The 15,454-nt window shown below is 73.7% G+C and carries 12 protein-coding genes; 6 read left to right on the top strand and 6 right to left on the bottom strand.

What is annotated here, in order from left to right; all coding sequences use genetic code 11:
• Nucleotides 1-22: 22 nt before the first annotated feature.
• On the bottom strand, nucleotides 23-967 hold the full coding sequence (locus tag K7396_RS06050; protein WP_152104348.1) for an aminoglycoside phosphotransferase family protein: 945 nt from the start codon (nucleotides 965-967) through the stop codon (nucleotides 23-25).
• Nucleotides 968-1,151: 184 nt separating this feature from the next.
• On the opposite strand from K7396_RS06050, the gene K7396_RS06045 reads away from it, so the two are divergent.
• The 4 genes from K7396_RS06045 (at nucleotide 1,152) to K7396_RS06030 (ending at nucleotide 5,514) form a co-directional block, all read left to right on the top strand.
• A complete protein-coding gene (locus tag K7396_RS06045) occupies nucleotides 1,152-1,346 on the top strand; it encodes a ferredoxin (protein ID WP_152104349.1) in 195 nt (64 codons plus the stop codon).
• Nucleotides 1,343-2,728, top strand: coding sequence for an NAD(P)/FAD-dependent oxidoreductase (locus K7396_RS06040; RefSeq protein WP_152104350.1), 1,386 nt, complete (start codon nucleotides 1,343-1,345; stop codon nucleotides 2,726-2,728). Before K7396_RS06045 ends, K7396_RS06040 begins: the two co-directional genes overlap by 4 nt.
• A gap of 34 nt (nucleotides 2,729-2,762) precedes the next feature.
• Nucleotides 2,763-5,219 (top strand): excinuclease ABC subunit UvrA, encoded by a 2,457-nt coding sequence (gene uvrA / locus K7396_RS06035; RefSeq protein WP_107421208.1) that lies wholly within the window; start codon nucleotides 2,763-2,765, stop codon nucleotides 5,217-5,219.
• Nucleotides 5,220-5,301: 82 nt separating this feature from the next.
• Nucleotides 5,302-5,514, top strand: coding sequence for an EF-hand domain-containing protein (locus K7396_RS06030; RefSeq protein ID WP_086719256.1), 213 nt, complete (start codon nucleotides 5,302-5,304; stop codon nucleotides 5,512-5,514).
• 127 nt (nucleotides 5,515-5,641) lie between these two features.
• On the opposite strand, the gene K7396_RS06025 is transcribed toward K7396_RS06030, so the two are convergent.
• A complete protein-coding gene (locus K7396_RS06025; protein WP_086719255.1) occupies nucleotides 5,642-8,023 on the bottom strand; it encodes a GH92 family glycosyl hydrolase in 2,382 nt (793 codons plus the stop codon).
• A 416-nt stretch (nucleotides 8,024-8,439) separates the two neighbouring features.
• Here K7396_RS06025 and K7396_RS06020 point away from each other — a divergent pair, with 416 nt between their 5' ends.
• Nucleotides 8,440-8,916, top strand: coding sequence for a hypothetical protein (locus tag K7396_RS06020; RefSeq protein ID WP_152104351.1), 477 nt, complete (start codon nucleotides 8,440-8,442; stop codon nucleotides 8,914-8,916).
• A gap of 81 nt (nucleotides 8,917-8,997) precedes the next feature.
• Here the strand turns inward: K7396_RS06020 and K7396_RS06015 are convergent, their stop codons facing one another.
• From K7396_RS06015 to K7396_RS06000, 4 genes are all read right to left on the bottom strand, one after another.
• The gene (locus K7396_RS06015; RefSeq protein WP_086721525.1) at nucleotides 8,998-10,449 is read right to left on the bottom strand and encodes an amino acid permease; all 1,452 of its coding nucleotides are present in this window, start codon (nucleotides 10,447-10,449) and stop codon (nucleotides 8,998-9,000) included.
• A gap of 125 nt (nucleotides 10,450-10,574) precedes the next feature.
• The gene (locus K7396_RS06010) at nucleotides 10,575-10,790 is read right to left on the bottom strand and encodes a dodecin (RefSeq protein WP_086721526.1); all 216 of its coding nucleotides are present in this window, start codon (nucleotides 10,788-10,790) and stop codon (nucleotides 10,575-10,577) included.
• A 107-nt stretch (nucleotides 10,791-10,897) separates the two neighbouring features.
• Nucleotides 10,898-11,359, bottom strand: a complete 462-nt coding sequence (locus K7396_RS06005; RefSeq protein WP_086721527.1) for a universal stress protein — start codon at nucleotides 11,357-11,359, stop codon at nucleotides 10,898-10,900.
• A 78-nt stretch (nucleotides 11,360-11,437) separates the two neighbouring features.
• Nucleotides 11,438-12,151: a PAS domain-containing protein gene (locus tag K7396_RS06000; RefSeq protein WP_086721528.1), complete on the bottom strand. Its 714-nt coding sequence runs from the start codon at nucleotides 12,149-12,151 to the stop codon at nucleotides 11,438-11,440.
• 105 nt (nucleotides 12,152-12,256) lie between these two features.
• On the opposite strand from K7396_RS06000, the gene K7396_RS05995 reads away from it, so the two are divergent.
• Complete coding sequence (locus K7396_RS05995; RefSeq protein WP_086721529.1) at nucleotides 12,257-15,427, top strand: bifunctional cytochrome P450/NADPH--P450 reductase; 3,171 nt, start codon at nucleotides 12,257-12,259, stop codon at nucleotides 15,425-15,427.
• Nucleotides 15,428-15,454 lie beyond the last annotated feature (27 nt).

The raw sequence follows: 15,454 nt of genomic DNA, 5'->3' as shown, positions 1-15,454 counted from the left end.
GGCGGGGTGTACGGCCCCTGAGTCACCGTCCCGCCAGGTCCGCCAGGAGGCGGGCCTGCGTCAACTCCTCGGCGCCGCCCGGGATGTCGTCGTGGTCGGCGCTCCACAGGGCGCTCTCGACGGCGCGCGCCGCCGACCAGGCGAGCAGCCGGGCGGGATCCTCGTCCAGTTCCCCGGCGAGCAGCGCGTACCGCTCGCGGAGCACGCGGCGCGGGTCCGGGTGCGCGAAAGGGGCGTCGAGCTGTGTCGCCAGCGGCCAGGGGTCGTACGCCGGGTCGCCGAGCATCGGCTTGGGGTCGATGGCCAGCCAGGGGCGGCGCTCCGCGGCCAGCACATTGCCCGGGTTGGCGTCGCCGTGCACCACGACCTCCCGGGCGGCCGTCGCCGGCAGGGAGCGCAGCAGATCGGCGCCGTGCGCCACCAGCCCCGGGTCGTAGCCCGGCCGCAGCCGCGCCATCCGTTCCTGGACGAGGCCGGCCCACTCGGCGCACACCCCGTCCATCCGCTCCAGTTCGCCGTCGGGCGGCGGGGGCGCGGCCCACAGGTCGCGCAGCAGGCCGGCAGCGAGGGTGAGCCGCTCGGCGGGCGGGAGCGGCGCCTCCCCGAGCGGGGTGCCGGGGCGGCAGCGTTCGATCAGGAGGGCGCCGCTTTCACGGCACCGGCGCAGCAGGCGTACGGCGCCGTGGCCGTCCCAGGCGTGCAGCGCCGGGGCCTCGCCGTCGGCCTCGCGGTGCGGCCAGGTCACCTTGAGCATGGCGGCCGCGCCGCCGGGACACCGGGCCGGCGCCACCCAGGAGCAACTGCCGCCGTGGAACGGGGCGCCGAGCCGCAGTTCCCAGCGCTCCTCGATCTCCCGGATGATCCCTGGCAGCCGGTCCAGCCAGGCCCGCCCCGAAGCGGTCCGGCCCATCTGCCGGATCACGGGCAGTTCGGCGGGGAAGCGGTCGGGGGCCTGGGCGGAGGGCATGGGCGCAGCGTAGTGGCGGATCGGTGGGCGGGGGCCGGCCGGTCGGTGGGTGGGGACCGGCCGGTCGTGGGGGATGGCCGGCGGGTGGGGGAGGGCGAGCCGGTGGGAGGGGGCCCGCCGGGCACCTGTGCCGTGGCTCGGTCGTTTCCCCCACACACCACAACAAGCCCACGGAGCCACCGACATGAAGATCACCCTTGATGCCGACAAGTGCTGTGCCGCCGGCCAGTGCGTGCTGATCGCCCCCGAGGTCTTCGACCAGCGCGACGAGGACGGCGTGGTCGTGCTGCTCGACGCCGCACCGCCCGCCGCACAGCACGACGCGGTGCACGAGGCGGCCGCCATCTGCCCCGCCGCCGTGATCGAGGTGCACGCATGACCGGCCTGCCGATCGCCGTCGTCGGCGCCTCGGCGGCCGGTCTCGCCGCGGCCGAGACGCTGCGCCGCTCCGGCTGGCGCGGCCCGCTCACCCTCATCGGCGACGAACCCCATCTCCCGTACGACCGGCCGCCGTTGTCCAAACAGCTGCTGCACGGCGCCTGGGCGCCGGAGAAGCTGCTGCTGCGCACCACGGACCAGCTCGCCCCGCTCGACCTGGACCTGCGGCTCGGCACCCGCGCCACCGGCCTCGACGTGGCGACCCGCACCCTCACCCTCGACGACGGCACGGAACTCGCCTGTGCCGGCGTGATCATCGCGACCGGGGTCGCGGCCCGCACCCTGCCCGGCGCCGACCGCATCGCCGGAGTGCACACCCTGCGCACCCTCGACGACGCCCTGGCCCTGCGCAGCCGGCTGGCCAAGGGGGGTGCCCCCGGCAGTGAGGGCGTAGCCGCCGGGGGACGCGGCCTTCGCCTGGTGATCGTCGGAAACGGCGTCCTGGGCTGTGAAGCCGCCGCGGTGGCACGGGAGCTGGGGCACGACGTCACCCTCGTCGGCATCGAGGCGACACCGATGGCCGCCGCCGTCGGCACCGAGGTCGGCGAGCTGCTCGCCGAGGAGCACCGGGCCCGCGGCGTCCGGCTGGTCACCGGAGCGGTGGCCGGCTTCGAGACGGCGCCCGCGGACCCGGCCGACGGGGGCGACCCGCGGGTGACCGCCGTACGGCTGGCCGAGGGGGCCGCCCCCAGCGGGGGTGCCCCCGGCGGCAGTGGGGAAACAGCCCCCGGGGGAGGCCGCCTGCTGCCGGCGGACCTCGTGCTGGTGGCGATCGGCTCCCGGCCCGCCGTCGAGTGGCTGGACGACCCCGCCCTGGACACCGGCGACGGGCTGCGCTGCGACGCGTACTGCGCCGCCGCCCCCGGCATCTACGCGGCGGGCGACGTGGCCCGCTGGGACCATCCGGTCCACGGCCGCCCGCTGCGCTTCGAGCACCGGATGAACGCCACCGAACAGGGCATGGCCGCCGCCCGCAACCTCCTGGCCGAGCTGGCCCCCTCGGCCCCCGCCGGGGCCGAGGAAGCCGCCCCCGCCCAGGAGCGCCGCCCGTTCGCCCCCGTGCCGTACTTCTGGTCCGACCAGTACGCCGTCAAGATCCAGGCGTACGGCCTGACCGCGGGCGCCGACCGGGTCGAGACCACCGTCGTCGACCGGGCCGAGCGGCGCGTCCTGGCGCTCTACGGCCGGGACGGCAGCGCCGTCGGCGTGCTCATAGCCGGGCTCCCGCCCCGCCAGGTCCGGGCGCTGCGCGCGGTCGTCGCCGCTCCGCTGCCCTGGGAGGAGGCACGCGAGCGGATCGCCGCCGCCACGGCGCCCGGCTGACCGCGCACGGGCGGCCGTGCCCGATCATGGAGGGATGGCCGACTCGTACGTACGGGTGCGCGGCGCCCGTGAGCACAACCTCCGCTCCGTCGATGTGGACATCCCGAGGGACGCGCTGGTCGCGTTCACCGGGGTGTCCGGATCGGGCAAGTCCTCCCTCGCCTTCGGCACCCTCTACGCCGAGGCGCAGCGCCGCTACTTCGAGTCCGTGGCCCCCTACGCCCGGCGGCTGATCCACCAGGTCGGCGCGCCCAAGGTCGAGGACATCACCGGACTGCCGCCCGCCGTCGCCCTGGAACAACGGCGCTCCGCGCCCACCTCCCGCTCCTCCGTCGGCACCGTCACCACCCTCTCCAACACCCTGCGCATGCTCTTCTCCCGCGCCGGCGACTACCCCGAGGGCGTCACCGAGCGGCTCGACTCCGACGCCTTCTCGCCCAACACCGCGGCCGGCGCCTGCCCGGAGTGCCACGGACTGGGCACCGTCCACCGCGTCACCGAGGAGTCCCTCGTCCCCGACCCCGGGCTCTCGGTGCGCGAGGGCGCCGTCGCGGCCTGGCCCGGGGCCTGGCAGGGCAAGAACCTCCGCGACATCCTCGACGCCCTCGGGTACGACGTCGACCGGCCCTGGCGCGAGCTGCCGCGGGCCGACCGGGACTGGATCCTGTTCACCGACGAACAGCCCGTCGTCACCGTGCACCCGGTCCGCGACGTGGGCCGCATCCAACGCCCCTACCAGGGCCAGTACATGAGCGCCCGGCGCTATGTGCTGCACACCTTCGCCGACTCCAAGAGCGACACCCTGCGCCGGCGCGTCCAGGGGTTCATGGTCGCCGAACCCTGCCCGGTGTGCCACGGGCGGCGGCTGCGCCCGGAGGCGCTGGCCGTCACCTTCGCGGGCCACGACATCGCCACCCTCGCCGGCCGCCCGCTCGCCGCCCTCGCCGAGCTGCTGCGGCCCACCGCGGAGCGGACGGACGACGAGGTGGCACCGGTCCTGGCCCGCGACCTGGTGGCCCGGATCGGCGTCCTCACCGAACTCGGCCTGGGCTACCTGAGCATGGACCGGCCCTCGCCCACCCTGTCCGCCGGCGAACTCCAGCGGCTGCGGCTGGCCACCCAGCTGCGCTCCGGCCTCTTCGGCGTCGTCTACGTCCTGGACGAGCCGTCCGCCGGCCTCCACCCCGCCGACACCGAGTCCCTGCTCACCGTGCTCGGGCGCCTGAAGGAAGCGGGCAACTCGCTGTTCGTCGTCGAGCACGACATGGACGTGGTGCGCCGCGCCGACTGGATCGTGGACGTCGGCCCGCGCGCCGGGGAACACGGCGGGCAGGTGCTCCACAGCGGCCCCGTCGCCGCGCTCGCCGACGCCCCCGACTCCGCCACCCGCCGCTTCCTCTTCGACGCCGCGCCGCCCGCCGAGCGCACCGTGCGCCGCCCCTCCGGCACCCTGACCCTGCGCGGCATCACCCTGCACAACCTGCGCGGCCTGGACGCGGCCTTCCCGCTCGGCGTCTTCACCGCCGTCACCGGCGTCTCGGGATCGGGCAAGTCCACGCTGGTCACCCGCGTCCTCGCGGACGCGGTGCGCGACCACCTCGGCACCGGGGAGGAGCCGCAGGACACCGCCGACGGCGACGGCACCGGACCGCAGGCACGGGCCCGGCTCGCCGGGGCCGAGGGCCTGGCGGCGATCGACCGGCTGGTCCGCGTCGACCAGAAGCCGATCGGCCGCACCCCGCGCTCCAACCTCGCCACCTACACCGGGCTGTTCGACGCGGTGCGCAAGGTCTTCGCCGCCACCGACGAGGCCCGCGCCCGCGGCTACACGGCGGGCCGGTTCTCCTTCAACGTCGCCGGCGGGCGCTGCGAGACCTGCCAGGGCGAGGGCTTCGTCGCCGTCGAGCTGCTCTTCCTGCCCGGCACGTACGCGCCCTGCACCGCCTGCCACGGTGCCCGCTACCGCCCCGAGACCCTGGAGATCACCTACCGGGACCGGACCGTCGCCGACGTCCTGGCGATGACCGTGGACGCCGCCGCGGCGTTCCTGGCCGACCTCCCCGCCGCGGCCCGCAGCCTGCGCACCCTCCAGGACGTGGGCCTGGGCTACCTGCGGCTCGGCCAGCCCGCGACCGAGCTGTCCGGCGGCGAGGCCCAGCGCATCAAGCTCGCCACCGAACTCCAGCGCACCCGCCGCGGCCACACCCTCTACCTCCTCGACGAGCCCACCACCGGCCTGCACCCCGCCGACACCGAGGTGCTGCTGCGCCAGCTGCACGGCCTGGTCGACGCCGGACACACCGTCGTGGTCGTCGAACACGACATGGGGGTGGTCGCCGGCGCCGACCACGTCATCGACCTCGGACCCGGCGGCGGCGCGGACGGCGGCCGGATCGTGGCGGCCGGCACCCCGGCCGAGGTCGCGGCGGCACCGCTCAGCCGTACCGCGCCCTACCTGGCACGGCGGAGGGCGCGGCCGGACGCCTCTTGACGGTCCGCTAATGTACGCAGGTCAGATCAGCAGTCATCAGCACCGCGCAGCACTGCGCAGCACCACGGAGGGGGCATCTCTCATGGCAGACATCGAGAAGGCCAGGGCGGCGTTCGCCCGGTTCGACGCGGACGGCGACGGCCAGGTCACGCCGGAGGAGTTCAAGCACGCGATGGCCGAGATGGGCGACCCGTTCGTCACCGGCCCCGTCGCCGAGGCGGTCATCAGGGCCAAGGACACCGACAGCGACGGCCGGATGTCCTTCGACGAGTTCTGGCAGGCCCTGCAGGACTGACGTCCGCACCCGCCTTTCTCACACCCCCTCCGCCCCCGATCCGCCCGCGGCCGCGCGCAGCGCCACCAGCCCGCGGGCGGATCGGGGGCTGCCGCTCGCTCCCGCGTCGCTCTCCGCCGTGGCGCTCTCAGCGCCGGCGGCCCACCTGCTGCTGCGCGGATGAGACGCCCACCGGCGGTGGTGCGGCATGGGCGCCGGTGCCCCAGTCGGACGGGTGGGTGCCCACGGTGAAGGCGAGTTCGCGGGCGGTGCGGAGTTCGCCGGTGGTGAGGTAGGTGCGGTCGTGGGCGGTGCCGTCCAGGTGTACCGACTGTGCGTAGCGGTGGGTGGTGGACGTGCCGGGGGCGGTGACGGTGAAGTGGCCGGCCGGGTAGTAGCAGCGGTCCAGGGTCAGGTCCACCCGGTCGAAGACGGGGGTGCTCAGTCCCCAGGTGTCGGTGCCGGGCTGCACCGGGAACAGCCCGATCGAGGAGAGCACCATCCAGGACGACATCGTCCCCAGGTCGTCGTTTCCGGTCATACCGGTGGGGGCGTCGGTGAACAGCGTCAGCGCCGCGTGCACCACGTCCGTGGTCTTCCAGGGGTGGCCGGTGGAGAGGTAGGTGTACGGCGCGATGAGATCGGGCTCGTTCTGCGGGTTGTACTTGTCCGCGTTGTAGTAGTCGTACGGCCCGTTGACCCACACCTCCCGGGCCGTCTTCTCCGGGTCCCGCAGCAGCTTCGGGTAGGCGAAGAACGCGTCCAGACGCTCCTCGGCCTTCGTCCGGCCGCCGATCAGGTTCAGCATGCCCGGCAGGTCCTGCGGGACCAGCCACTGGTACTGCCAGGACGTGCCCTCGTGGAAGCCCTCGCTCTTGGCGGGGTCGGCGGGCCCGGTGAAGGCGCCCCGCTCGTCGCGGGCCCGGAAGAAGCCGGTCGACGGGTCGAAGATGCTGCGGTAGTTCCGGGCGCGGGCCGCGTACCGGCCGGCGTCCGCGTCGTGTCCCAGATCGCGTGCCATCCGGGCCAGCATCGCGTCCGACAGGGCGTATTCGAGGGTGGCCGAGGCGCCCTGGTCGAAGTCGGAGTCGCCGGGCTTGGGGTGCGGGCGGCCCTTGATGTACGGGGCGAAGCCGTTCTTGAGGTAGGGCGCGTTGGCCTCCCGTCCGACGGCCGGCGAACCGGCCGGCGGCACCCCGTCGGCGTTCTTCTTCAGCGCCGCGTACGCCTCCTCCTCGTGCCCCCGCAGCAGCCCCTGCTGATAGGCGTTGGTGAGGAACGGGGTGACCGGATCGCCGGTCATGATGTTGGTCTCGACCGTGCCGTAGCCCCACTTGGGCAGCCAGCCGCTCTCCTTGTCGATGCGCAGGACGGACAGCGCCATGTCACGGGACTCCCGCGGCGCCAGCAGCGCCAGTAGCTGCGCCTGGGTGCGGTAGGTGTCCCACAGCGACCAGTTCTGGTAGTAGGTGAAGTCCTTGGCGCGATGGGTCCGCCGGTCCCAGCCGGTGTAGCGGCCGTCCACGTCGCCGCCGATGTTCGGGGCGAGGAAGGACCGGTAGAGGGCGGAGTAGAAGGTGCGGTGCAGCGTCCGGTCGCTGCCCCCGGCCCGCACCAGCCCCAGCCGCCGCTCCCATGCGGCGTCGGCCGCCGCCTTCGCACGGTCGAAGGAGCCGCCGCCCTCCGCCCGCAGATTGCGCGCCGCGCCCGCCGCGTCCACATAGCTCAGGGCGGTGGTCGCCTCGACGGTGCGGTCCGTGCGGGTGTCGAAGCGGGCGTAGGCGCCGTGCCGGCCGGTGGCGGTGGAGTCCCGGGAGCCGGCCGTGACCTTGTCGCCGTCCCAGGTGCCGTACGACGTGAACGGCCGGTCGAAGCGGGTGATCGTGTAGACGGTGTACGGCGCGGTGTCCTGGCAGAAGCCGCGGCCGGTGATGGCGGTGCGGATGGTGCGGGAGTCCAGTACCTCGACGCGGGTCGAGACGGTCCGGTGCAGCGACTGGCCCGCGTCGAGCAGCACATTGGCCTTGTCGGTGGCCGGGAAGGTGTAGCGCTGTCTGCCGGTGCGGGCGGTGGCGGTGAGTTCCGCGGTGATACCGCCGTAGGACGTCAGTCCGACGCGGTAGTAGCCCGGCCGGGCCGATTCGTCGTCATGGCCGTAGCCGGCGGCGTACTTCGCGTTGTCGGTCTCGGTGATGTTGCCGGTGGTGGGCAGTACCGGCAGATCTCCGCCGAGGCCGCAGCCGACGCCGGAGAGGTGCACCGCGCCGAAGCCCCGGATGTGGTCGTCGTCGTAGCCGTAGCCGGTGGAGTGGCCGGTGTCGGGGGAGAGCTGCACCATGCCGAACGGGACGGCCGCGCCGGGGTAGGTGTTGCCGTCGTTGCGGGTGCCGATGAACGGGTTGACCAGGTCGGTGAGCGGGCCGCCGGGCGGCTCGGCCTGCGCTGCGGGGGCGGTGAGCGCGCCCCCGAGGAGGGCGGCCGCCAGCGCCGCGATCGCGGTGCGCCGCCGGGTGCGACTGAGCCATGGCATGGATCCGGACCTCCGGGATCGTGCGCCGCCGAGCGGCCCGTCGGGCGTGCGGGGACGCCACCCGGCCCACCGGCCGACAACGTTGTCAGGGCGCGCTCATTCTTGGTGCCGGTCAGGTGCGCGTCAAGAGGGCGAGGGGCGCCAACTCCGTTGTGCCCGGCCCCTGTCGTGGGCTCACGTGGTCGTCCACCGCACGCCGTCCGTCCCGAAAATCATGAGCTGTCCGCCTTGCTCTCTTCAGGGGGGCGTGTCTCAATGGTCAGCGATTCAGGTCGCTGACCATCCGTCAGATCTGGACGGTGGTCGGCCGGGTCCCGACCGCGGGCCCCCGCGTGGCCGCCTGTCGTTCCCTCGCACACCCCCTCGACGTCTGCCATGGGCCTGCGCACCCCCCCTCGAGAAGGCGGTACTCCCCCATGAGACACCTCGGATCAGGCACGCTCAGACTCGGTACGGCGCTCGGCGTCGCCCTCGCCGCGGCGGGCACCCTGGCGATGGCTCCGGCCGCCGCCGCGGTGACCCCCGGCACCGCCACCATCACCTTCAACTGCGGCGCGTTCGGCTCCGGCAAGGCGACGCTCACCGCGACCCAGAACGGCACGGCCGCGACCATCAGCCTCGCCACGTCGGCGATCACCTCACCGATACCCATCGGCGCGAACTCGGTCGCCTCCACCCTCACCCTCACCAAGAACGGCTCCGGGACCACGACGTTCACCGGCAGCTCCAACCCGGCGATCCCGGCCGGCAGCCAGGTCTCCACCGGTCCGCTCCGCGGCACGGTCGCCGCGGGCGACAAGCTGGCGGCCACGTCCCTGAAGGTCGTGGTGTTCGGCGTCACGGCCACCTGCAACGCCACGTCGCCGCAGTCCCCGGGACCGTTCGTCTTCTGATGCCGCGGACGGGCGGGACCGGCGGCCCTCGTCCGCCGGTCCCGCCCGTCCGTCCTCCGCCGCGCCGTCAGCAGCCCCGGCTCACAGCCGTTTTCCGCCGCTCCCGCCGCCGGCCTGCTGCCGCTCCACCCGTGCCAGGTTCGAGCGGCGGTAGGAGTACCCGAAGTAGACGACCATGCCGATCAGGAACCAGATCACGAACCGCACCCAGGTCTGCCACTCCAGGAACGTGATCAGCCAGAGCGAGAAGCACACCCCGATCGCCGGCACCACCGGCATGCCCGGGGTGCGGAACGTCCGCGGCAGGTCGGGGCGCTTGTAGCGGAGCACGATCACCGCGACGCAGACGACCACGAACGCCAGCAGAATGCCGATGTTCGTCAGCTCGGCGGCCTCACCGATCGGCAGGAAGCCCGCGATGACCGCGGAGACGAAGCCGACGATCCAGGTCACCCGGGTCGGCACATGGTGCTTGGGGCTGGTCTTGGCGAACCACTTCGGCAGCAGGCCGTCCCGGCTCATCGAGAACCACACCCGGGTCACGCCGAGCATGAAGGTGAACATGACCGTCAGGATGCCGATGATCGCGCCGACCGCGATGACGTCCGCCAGGCCGCTCAGGCCCACCGCCTTGAAGGCGGACGAGAAGCCGCTCTCCGGGTCGATGTCCTTGTAGTTCTGCATACCCGTCAGCACCAGGCAGGCCAGGACGTACAGCACCATCGAGATGGCCAGCGAGTAGATGATCGCCTTCGGCATGTGGCGCTGGGCGTCCTTGGACTCCTCGGCCGCGGTGCTCATCGCGTCGTAGCCGAAGACGGCGAAGAAGACGGTGGCCGCGCCGGTGAAGGCGCCGCTCACCCCGAACGGGAAGAACGGCGTGTAGTTCGAGGTCTTGATGTGGAAGAAGCCGACCACGATCACGACGATGACCACCAGGACCTTCAGGGCCACCACGATCGTCTCGAAGCGGGCGGCGTTCTTGATGCCCAGGGTCAGCAGATAGGCGATCAGCAGGCAGAGCACCGCCGCGAAGAGGTCCACCTGGTGCCCGGGACCCGTCCCCGGCGCGCCGAGCATCCAGGCGGGCAGATCGACGCCCAACTCGCCCAGCAGGAAGCCGAAGTAGCCCGAGATGCCGATCGCGACCACCGCCACGATCGCGGTGTACTCCAGCAGCAGGTCCCAGCCGATGAACCAGCCCGCGACCTCGCCGAGGACCGCGTAGCCGTAGGTGTAGGCCGAGCCCGCCTTCGGGATCAGGCCGGCGAACTCGGCGTACGAGAACGCGGCCGCGGCGCTGGCGATGCCCGCGATGAGGAAGGAGATCAGTACCGCGGGCCCGGCCTTCCCGTTCGCGACGGTGCCGGCCAGTGTGAAGATCCCCGCGCCGATGATGCCGCCGACACCGATGGCCGTCAGCTGCCACAGGCCGAGCTCCCGGGTGAGCTGCTCGCTCGCGGTGCCTTCCGTCTCTTCGATGTGTTCGATCGGTTTACGGCGCAAAATGCCCTGTCCCGCGCGCAGCCCCATACGTCATCCCTCCGTACGCTCCGTCGTGGTCCGACGGCGGATCATCATGGACCCTCGGAGGCGGGGAGGGAAGGCGACTCCCTAGTACTGCGGCCACTCGCCGGGAGACGTACACGGGAGGGGGGTCAATCGGCGTCCTCCAGCCGGAAACCGACCTTCAGGCCGACCTGGTAGTGGTCGATCTCGCCGTCGACGATATGCCCGCGGACCTGGCTGATCTCGAACCAGTCGAGGTTGCGCAGGGTCTGCGAGGCGCGCTTGATGCCATTGCGGATCGCGGCGTCCACGCTCTGCTGGGACGTACCGACGATCTCGGTCACGCGATACGTGCGGTCGGTCACGGTGGTCTCCCTCGCCGGGGCGGCGCTCCGCCCGTGCACTGTCCACCGTGCCTCAGGGCGGCCCGCCCCACCAGCGGAGCGTCCGGGCGGCCCCTGGGGCCCGCGGCTCAGGGGACGACGGTGACCGGCCAGCGGCCGGCCTTCACCAGGCGCACCGCGACCGAGCCCATGATGCGGTGCCCGGCCTGCTCCGAGGCGCCGACCACCACGGCGTCGGCCTTGAGGTCGTCGGCCATCTGCACCATGCCGTTGTACGGGTCGCCCCGCAGGGTGTGGAACTCCCAGCGCAGGCTGTATATCCCGGCGAGCCGCTCGGTCGCCCGGCGGATCTCGGCCATCAGCTCCTCGGCGACCTCGTCGGTCGCGTCCGCGACCGGGGCGCCCATCGCCGCTCCGGCCGGCAGCACCGGCTGGACGTAGACCAGCACCAGCTTCGAGGACTGGCGCCTGGCCAGCCCCGCCGCGTACGAGGCGGCGCGCCACGACGAGTCGGAGCCGTCGACGCCGACGACGATGACCTTCGGGCCGTCCGTTCCGCGCTCGAACGGCGCGGCTGTGTTGTCCTCCACACCACGGAGGTTATCCGCACACGCGTGCTGCCGGAGCGCCGGGCCGCCGCGCGGGCCCCGCCGCGCGGGCGGGTGCGTTCAGGCGGGGGCCGGCGGCCAGCTGTCCGGGGACAGCACGCCCAGCACATAGGCGCGGGCGACCAGCGCGGTGCGGCCCTGCACCCGCCAGCGGCGGGCCAGCCGGGTGAGGTGGTAGTTCACCCCGTCGACCGTCAGGCCCAGCGCCGTACCGATCGCCGCGGTGGTGGCGCCGCCCGCGGCCAGCGTCAGGATCCGGGCCTCCACCGGGCTCGCCGACCCGCGCGGCACCGGCCGCGGGGCGCTCTCGCCGACCCGCAGCAGCGCCAGCAGGGCGGGCGGGCGCACCGAGGGGTCGCCCACCGGGTCGATGGTCAGCTCCCCCTCCCGCTCGGTGCCGTCCGACGCGTCGCGCCAGCGCACCTCGACCGGATAGCGGGAGCGCCGCCCCAGGCGCAGGGCCTCGGTGAGGCGGTCGAGCTGGGCCTTGGCGCGCGGCTCGAAGAGGTCCAGGAGGTTGCGGCCGCGCAGTTGTCCCGGGGCCGCGCCCCACTGCTCGGCCATCGCCGGATTGGCGATCAGCACCTCGCCGTGGGCCCGGCACACCGCGATCGGCGTGGGGATACGGTCCAGCAGGATCAGGAAGTAGTTGCGCCACGGGCCGCCCGCGTACGGCCCGGCCGGGTCGATGTGTTCGGGTTCCCTTTCACAGGGCGCCTTGTCCCCTCCGTCCGCGTTCGCGTCCGGCGCTTCGTCGGCAGTCCCGTTGTCCATTTCCCCTTCTCCTCTCCGTGCGCAAGAGCGTGCACCGAGAAACCACTGCACAATCATGCAGTTGTCCGGGCGTGACCTTCGCGTGGGGGCCCTCACTCTGGAGACATGACCGACACCATCGCGCTCCACAGCGACGAACGCGCCGCCGATGACGGCATTCCGGTGGCCGACCTCACGGACGCCGGGCTCACCCACACGCCCATCCAGCAGTCCATGGACCTCGCCCGGCTCCACGGCCCGGTCTTCAAGCGCAAGTTCGGCGAACGCGAGACGCTCTTCCTCTCCTCGCTGGACCTGGTCACCGAGGTGGCCGACGAGTCACGCTTCGCCAAGGGCGTGTCGGTCGTCCTGGAGAACGTCAGAGAGTTCGCCGGTGACGGTCTGTTCACCGCCTACAACGACGAACCGAACTGGGCCAAGGCGCACGAGGTCCTGATGCCGGCCTTCGCGCTCGGCTCGATGCGCACCTACCACCCCGCGATGCTCAAGGTCGCCCGCCGGGTGATGGCCTCCTGGGACCGGCGGGTCGCCGACGGCACGCCCGTCCAGGTCGCCGAGGACATGACCCGGATGACGCTGGACACCATCGGGCTCGCCGGCTTCGGCTTCGACTTCGAGTCGTTCTCCCGCGGCGACAGCGCCCACCCCTTCGTCGAGGCGATGGTCCGCTGCCTCGAATGGAGCATGACGAAGTTCTCCCGCGACCCCGAGGCGGACCACTCCGCGGCGGACGCGGCGTTCCAGGCCGACGCCGACTACCTCGCGTCGGTCGTCGACGAGGTCATCACCGCCCGGACCGAGAGCGGCGAGACCGGCGACGACGACCTGCTGGGCCTGATGCTCGGCGCGGGCGCCGACGGCGGGCCGGCCCTCGACCTCGCCAACATCCGCAACCAGGTCATCACCTTCCTGATCGCCGGTCACGAGACCACCTCCGGCGCGCTCTCCTTCGCCCTCTACCACCTGCTCAAGGACCCGCTCGCACTGCGCATGGTCCAGCGCGAGGCCGACGAGCTGTGGGGCGACCGGAGCGACCCCGACCCCTCGTTCGAGGACATCGGCCGGCTGCCGTTCACCCGCCAGGTCCTCAACGAGGCGCTGCGGCTGTGGCCCACCGCTGCCGCCTTCACCCGGCAGGCCCGCGCGGACACGCTGCTCGGCGGCCGCTACCCGGTCAAGGCCGGCGAACTGGTCACGGTCCTCACCCCGATGCTGCACCGCGACCCCGCCTGGGGCGACAACCCCGAGCTGTTCGACCCGTCCCGCTTCAGCCCGGAGGCCGAGGCGGCCCGCTCGCCGCACGCCTACAAGCCGTTCGGGACCGGTGAACGCGCCTGCATCGGGCGGCAGTTCGCGCTCCACGAGGCGACCATGCTGCTCGCCCTCCTGGCCCACCGCTACCGTCTGACCGACCACGGCGACTACCGGCTGCGCATCAAGGAGACGCTGACCCTCAAGCCCGACGGGTTCACCCTCACCCTGGCCGCCCGTACGCCCGCCGACCGGGCCGCGGTCCGCGCCGCGCTGGCCGTGCTCCCCGGCGGCGGCGCCGGCACCGCGGACGACACCGCGACCGACGACGGGCTGCCCACCCGCGCTGTCCAGGGCACCGGCCTGCTGCTGTTGCACGGCAGCAACTACGGCACCTGCCGGGAGTTCGCCGAGCGGCTGGCCGACCAGGCCACCGGCCTGGGCTTCGCCGCCGACGTGGCGCCGCTGGACGCGTACGCCGACGCGCTGCCCGCCGACCGGCCCGTCGTCATCGTCGCCGCCTCCTACAACGGCCGGCCCACCGACGACGCCGCCGCGTTCGTGAGCCGGCTCGGCACCGCGCGGGACGGCGCCGCCGCCGGCGTCCCGTTCGCCGTCCTCGGTGTCGGCGACCGCAACTGGGCCGCCACCTACCAGCACATACCGACCCTCATCGACGACCGCCTGGCCGCACTCGGCGGCGACCGGCTGCTGCCGCGCGCCGAGGCCGACGCCTCCGGCGACCTGGGCGGCACCGTCAAGGAGTTCGCCGCGGCGCTGCGCACCCAACTGCTGGCGCGCTACGGCGACCCGGCGAGCATCGGCGCGGGCGCACCGGACGACGAGGACACCGGCTACACCGTCACCGAGGTCACCGGCGGCCCGCTGGACGCGCTCGCCGCCCGCCACGGCCTCGTCCCGATGACCGTCACCGAGGCCCGCGACCTCACCGCCGAGGGCTGGCCGCGGCCCAAGCGCTTCCTGCGCGTCGCGCTGCCGGACGGCGTCAACTACCGCACCGCCGACCACCTCGCGGTACTGCCGGCCAACGGCCCGGCCGCCGTCGAGCGGGCCGCGCGGGCCCTCGGCGCCGACCTCGACACCGTCCTCGCGCTGCACTCCGGCCGCCGCGCGAGCCGCGACACCCTCCCCGTCGACCGCCCCCTGACGGTCCGTGACCTGCTCACCCACCACCTGGAGCTGGGCGTCCGCCCGACGGCCGCCCAGGTGGCGCGGCTCGCCGCGCACAACCCGTGCCCGCCCGAGCGCCACGCCCTGGAGCACCTCGCCGAGGACGACCCGCGCACCGTGATCGACCTGATCGAGGCCCATCCGGCGCTGCGCGGCGCGCTGCCCTGGCCGGTGGTCCTGGAGCTGCTGCCGCCGCTGCGCGTGCGGCACTACTCCCTGTCGTCGTCGCCCGCGGCCGACCCCCGGCACGCCGATCTGATGGTCTCGCTGCTGCCCGGCGGCACCGGCTCGACCCATCTGCACTCCCTGCGGCCCGGCGACACCGTCCTGGCCCGCGTCCAGCCCTGCCGCGAGGCATTCCGCCTCGACCCGGCCGACGACACCCCGGTCATCCTGATCGCGGCCGGCACTGGCCTCGCGCCCTTCCGCGGCGCCGTCGCCGACCGCCTCGCCGCGGGGCAGCAGTCCCCGGCCCGGCTCTACTTCGGCTGCGACGACCCCGCCGCCGACTTCCTGCACGCGGAGGAGTTCGCCGCCGCCGAAGCCGCCGGCGTCATCGCGATGCGCCCGGTCTTCAGCGAGCGCCCCGAGCACGGCCACCGCTTCGTCCAGCACCGGATCGCCGCCGAGGCGGCCGAGGTGTGGGAGCTGCTGCGGGCCGGTGCGCGGGTGTACGTCTGCGGTGACGGCAGCCGGATGGCCCCCGGGGTACGGGCCGCCTTCCGCGAACTGCACGGCGCCGCCACCGGTGCCTCGCCCCAGGAGTCCGATGCCTGGCTGCGCGAACTGACCGCCTCCGGGCGCTACATCGAGGACGTGTACGCGGCGGGCTGAGCCCCGCCGCCGCGCCCCCGCACCCCG

It is taken from the genome of Streptomyces angustmyceticus, from assembly GCF_019933235.1.
GTDB classification, from domain to species: Bacteria; Actinomycetota; Actinomycetes; order Streptomycetales; family Streptomycetaceae; genus Streptomyces; species Streptomyces angustmyceticus.
Note: the sequence above shows the minus strand (reverse complement) of the source record. Positions and strands in the feature narration are given on the sequence as shown.

What these genes read in the sequence shown, in the direction of transcription:
- K7396_RS06040 (WP_152104350.1), top strand. Translation starts at nt 1,343, where the DNA reads ATGACCGGCCTGCCGATCGCCGTCGTCGGCGCCTCGGCGGCCGGTCTC.
- K7396_RS06020 (WP_152104351.1), top strand. Translation starts at nt 8,440, where the DNA reads ATGAGACACCTCGGATCAGGCACGCTCAGACTCGGTACGGCGCTCGGC.
- K7396_RS06045 (WP_152104349.1), top strand. Translation starts at nt 1,152, where the DNA reads ATGAAGATCACCCTTGATGCCGACAAGTGCTGTGCCGCCGGCCAGTGC.
- K7396_RS05995 (WP_086721529.1), top strand. Translation starts at nt 12,257, where the DNA reads ATGACCGACACCATCGCGCTCCACAGCGACGAACGCGCCGCCGATGAC.
- uvrA (WP_107421208.1), top strand. Translation starts at nt 2,763, where the DNA reads ATGGCCGACTCGTACGTACGGGTGCGCGGCGCCCGTGAGCACAACCTC.
- K7396_RS06000 (WP_086721528.1), bottom strand. Translation starts at nt 12,151, where the DNA reads ATGGACAACGGGACTGCCGACGAAGCGCCGGACGCGAACGCGGACGGA.
- K7396_RS06030 (WP_086719256.1), top strand. Translation starts at nt 5,302, where the DNA reads ATGGCAGACATCGAGAAGGCCAGGGCGGCGTTCGCCCGGTTCGACGCG.
- K7396_RS06025 (WP_086719255.1), bottom strand. Translation starts at nt 8,023, where the DNA reads ATGCCATGGCTCAGTCGCACCCGGCGGCGCACCGCGATCGCGGCGCTG.
- K7396_RS06015 (WP_086721525.1), bottom strand. Translation starts at nt 10,449, where the DNA reads ATGGGGCTGCGCGCGGGACAGGGCATTTTGCGCCGTAAACCGATCGAA.
- K7396_RS06050 (WP_152104348.1), bottom strand. Translation starts at nt 967, where the DNA reads ATGCCCTCCGCCCAGGCCCCCGACCGCTTCCCCGCCGAACTGCCCGTG.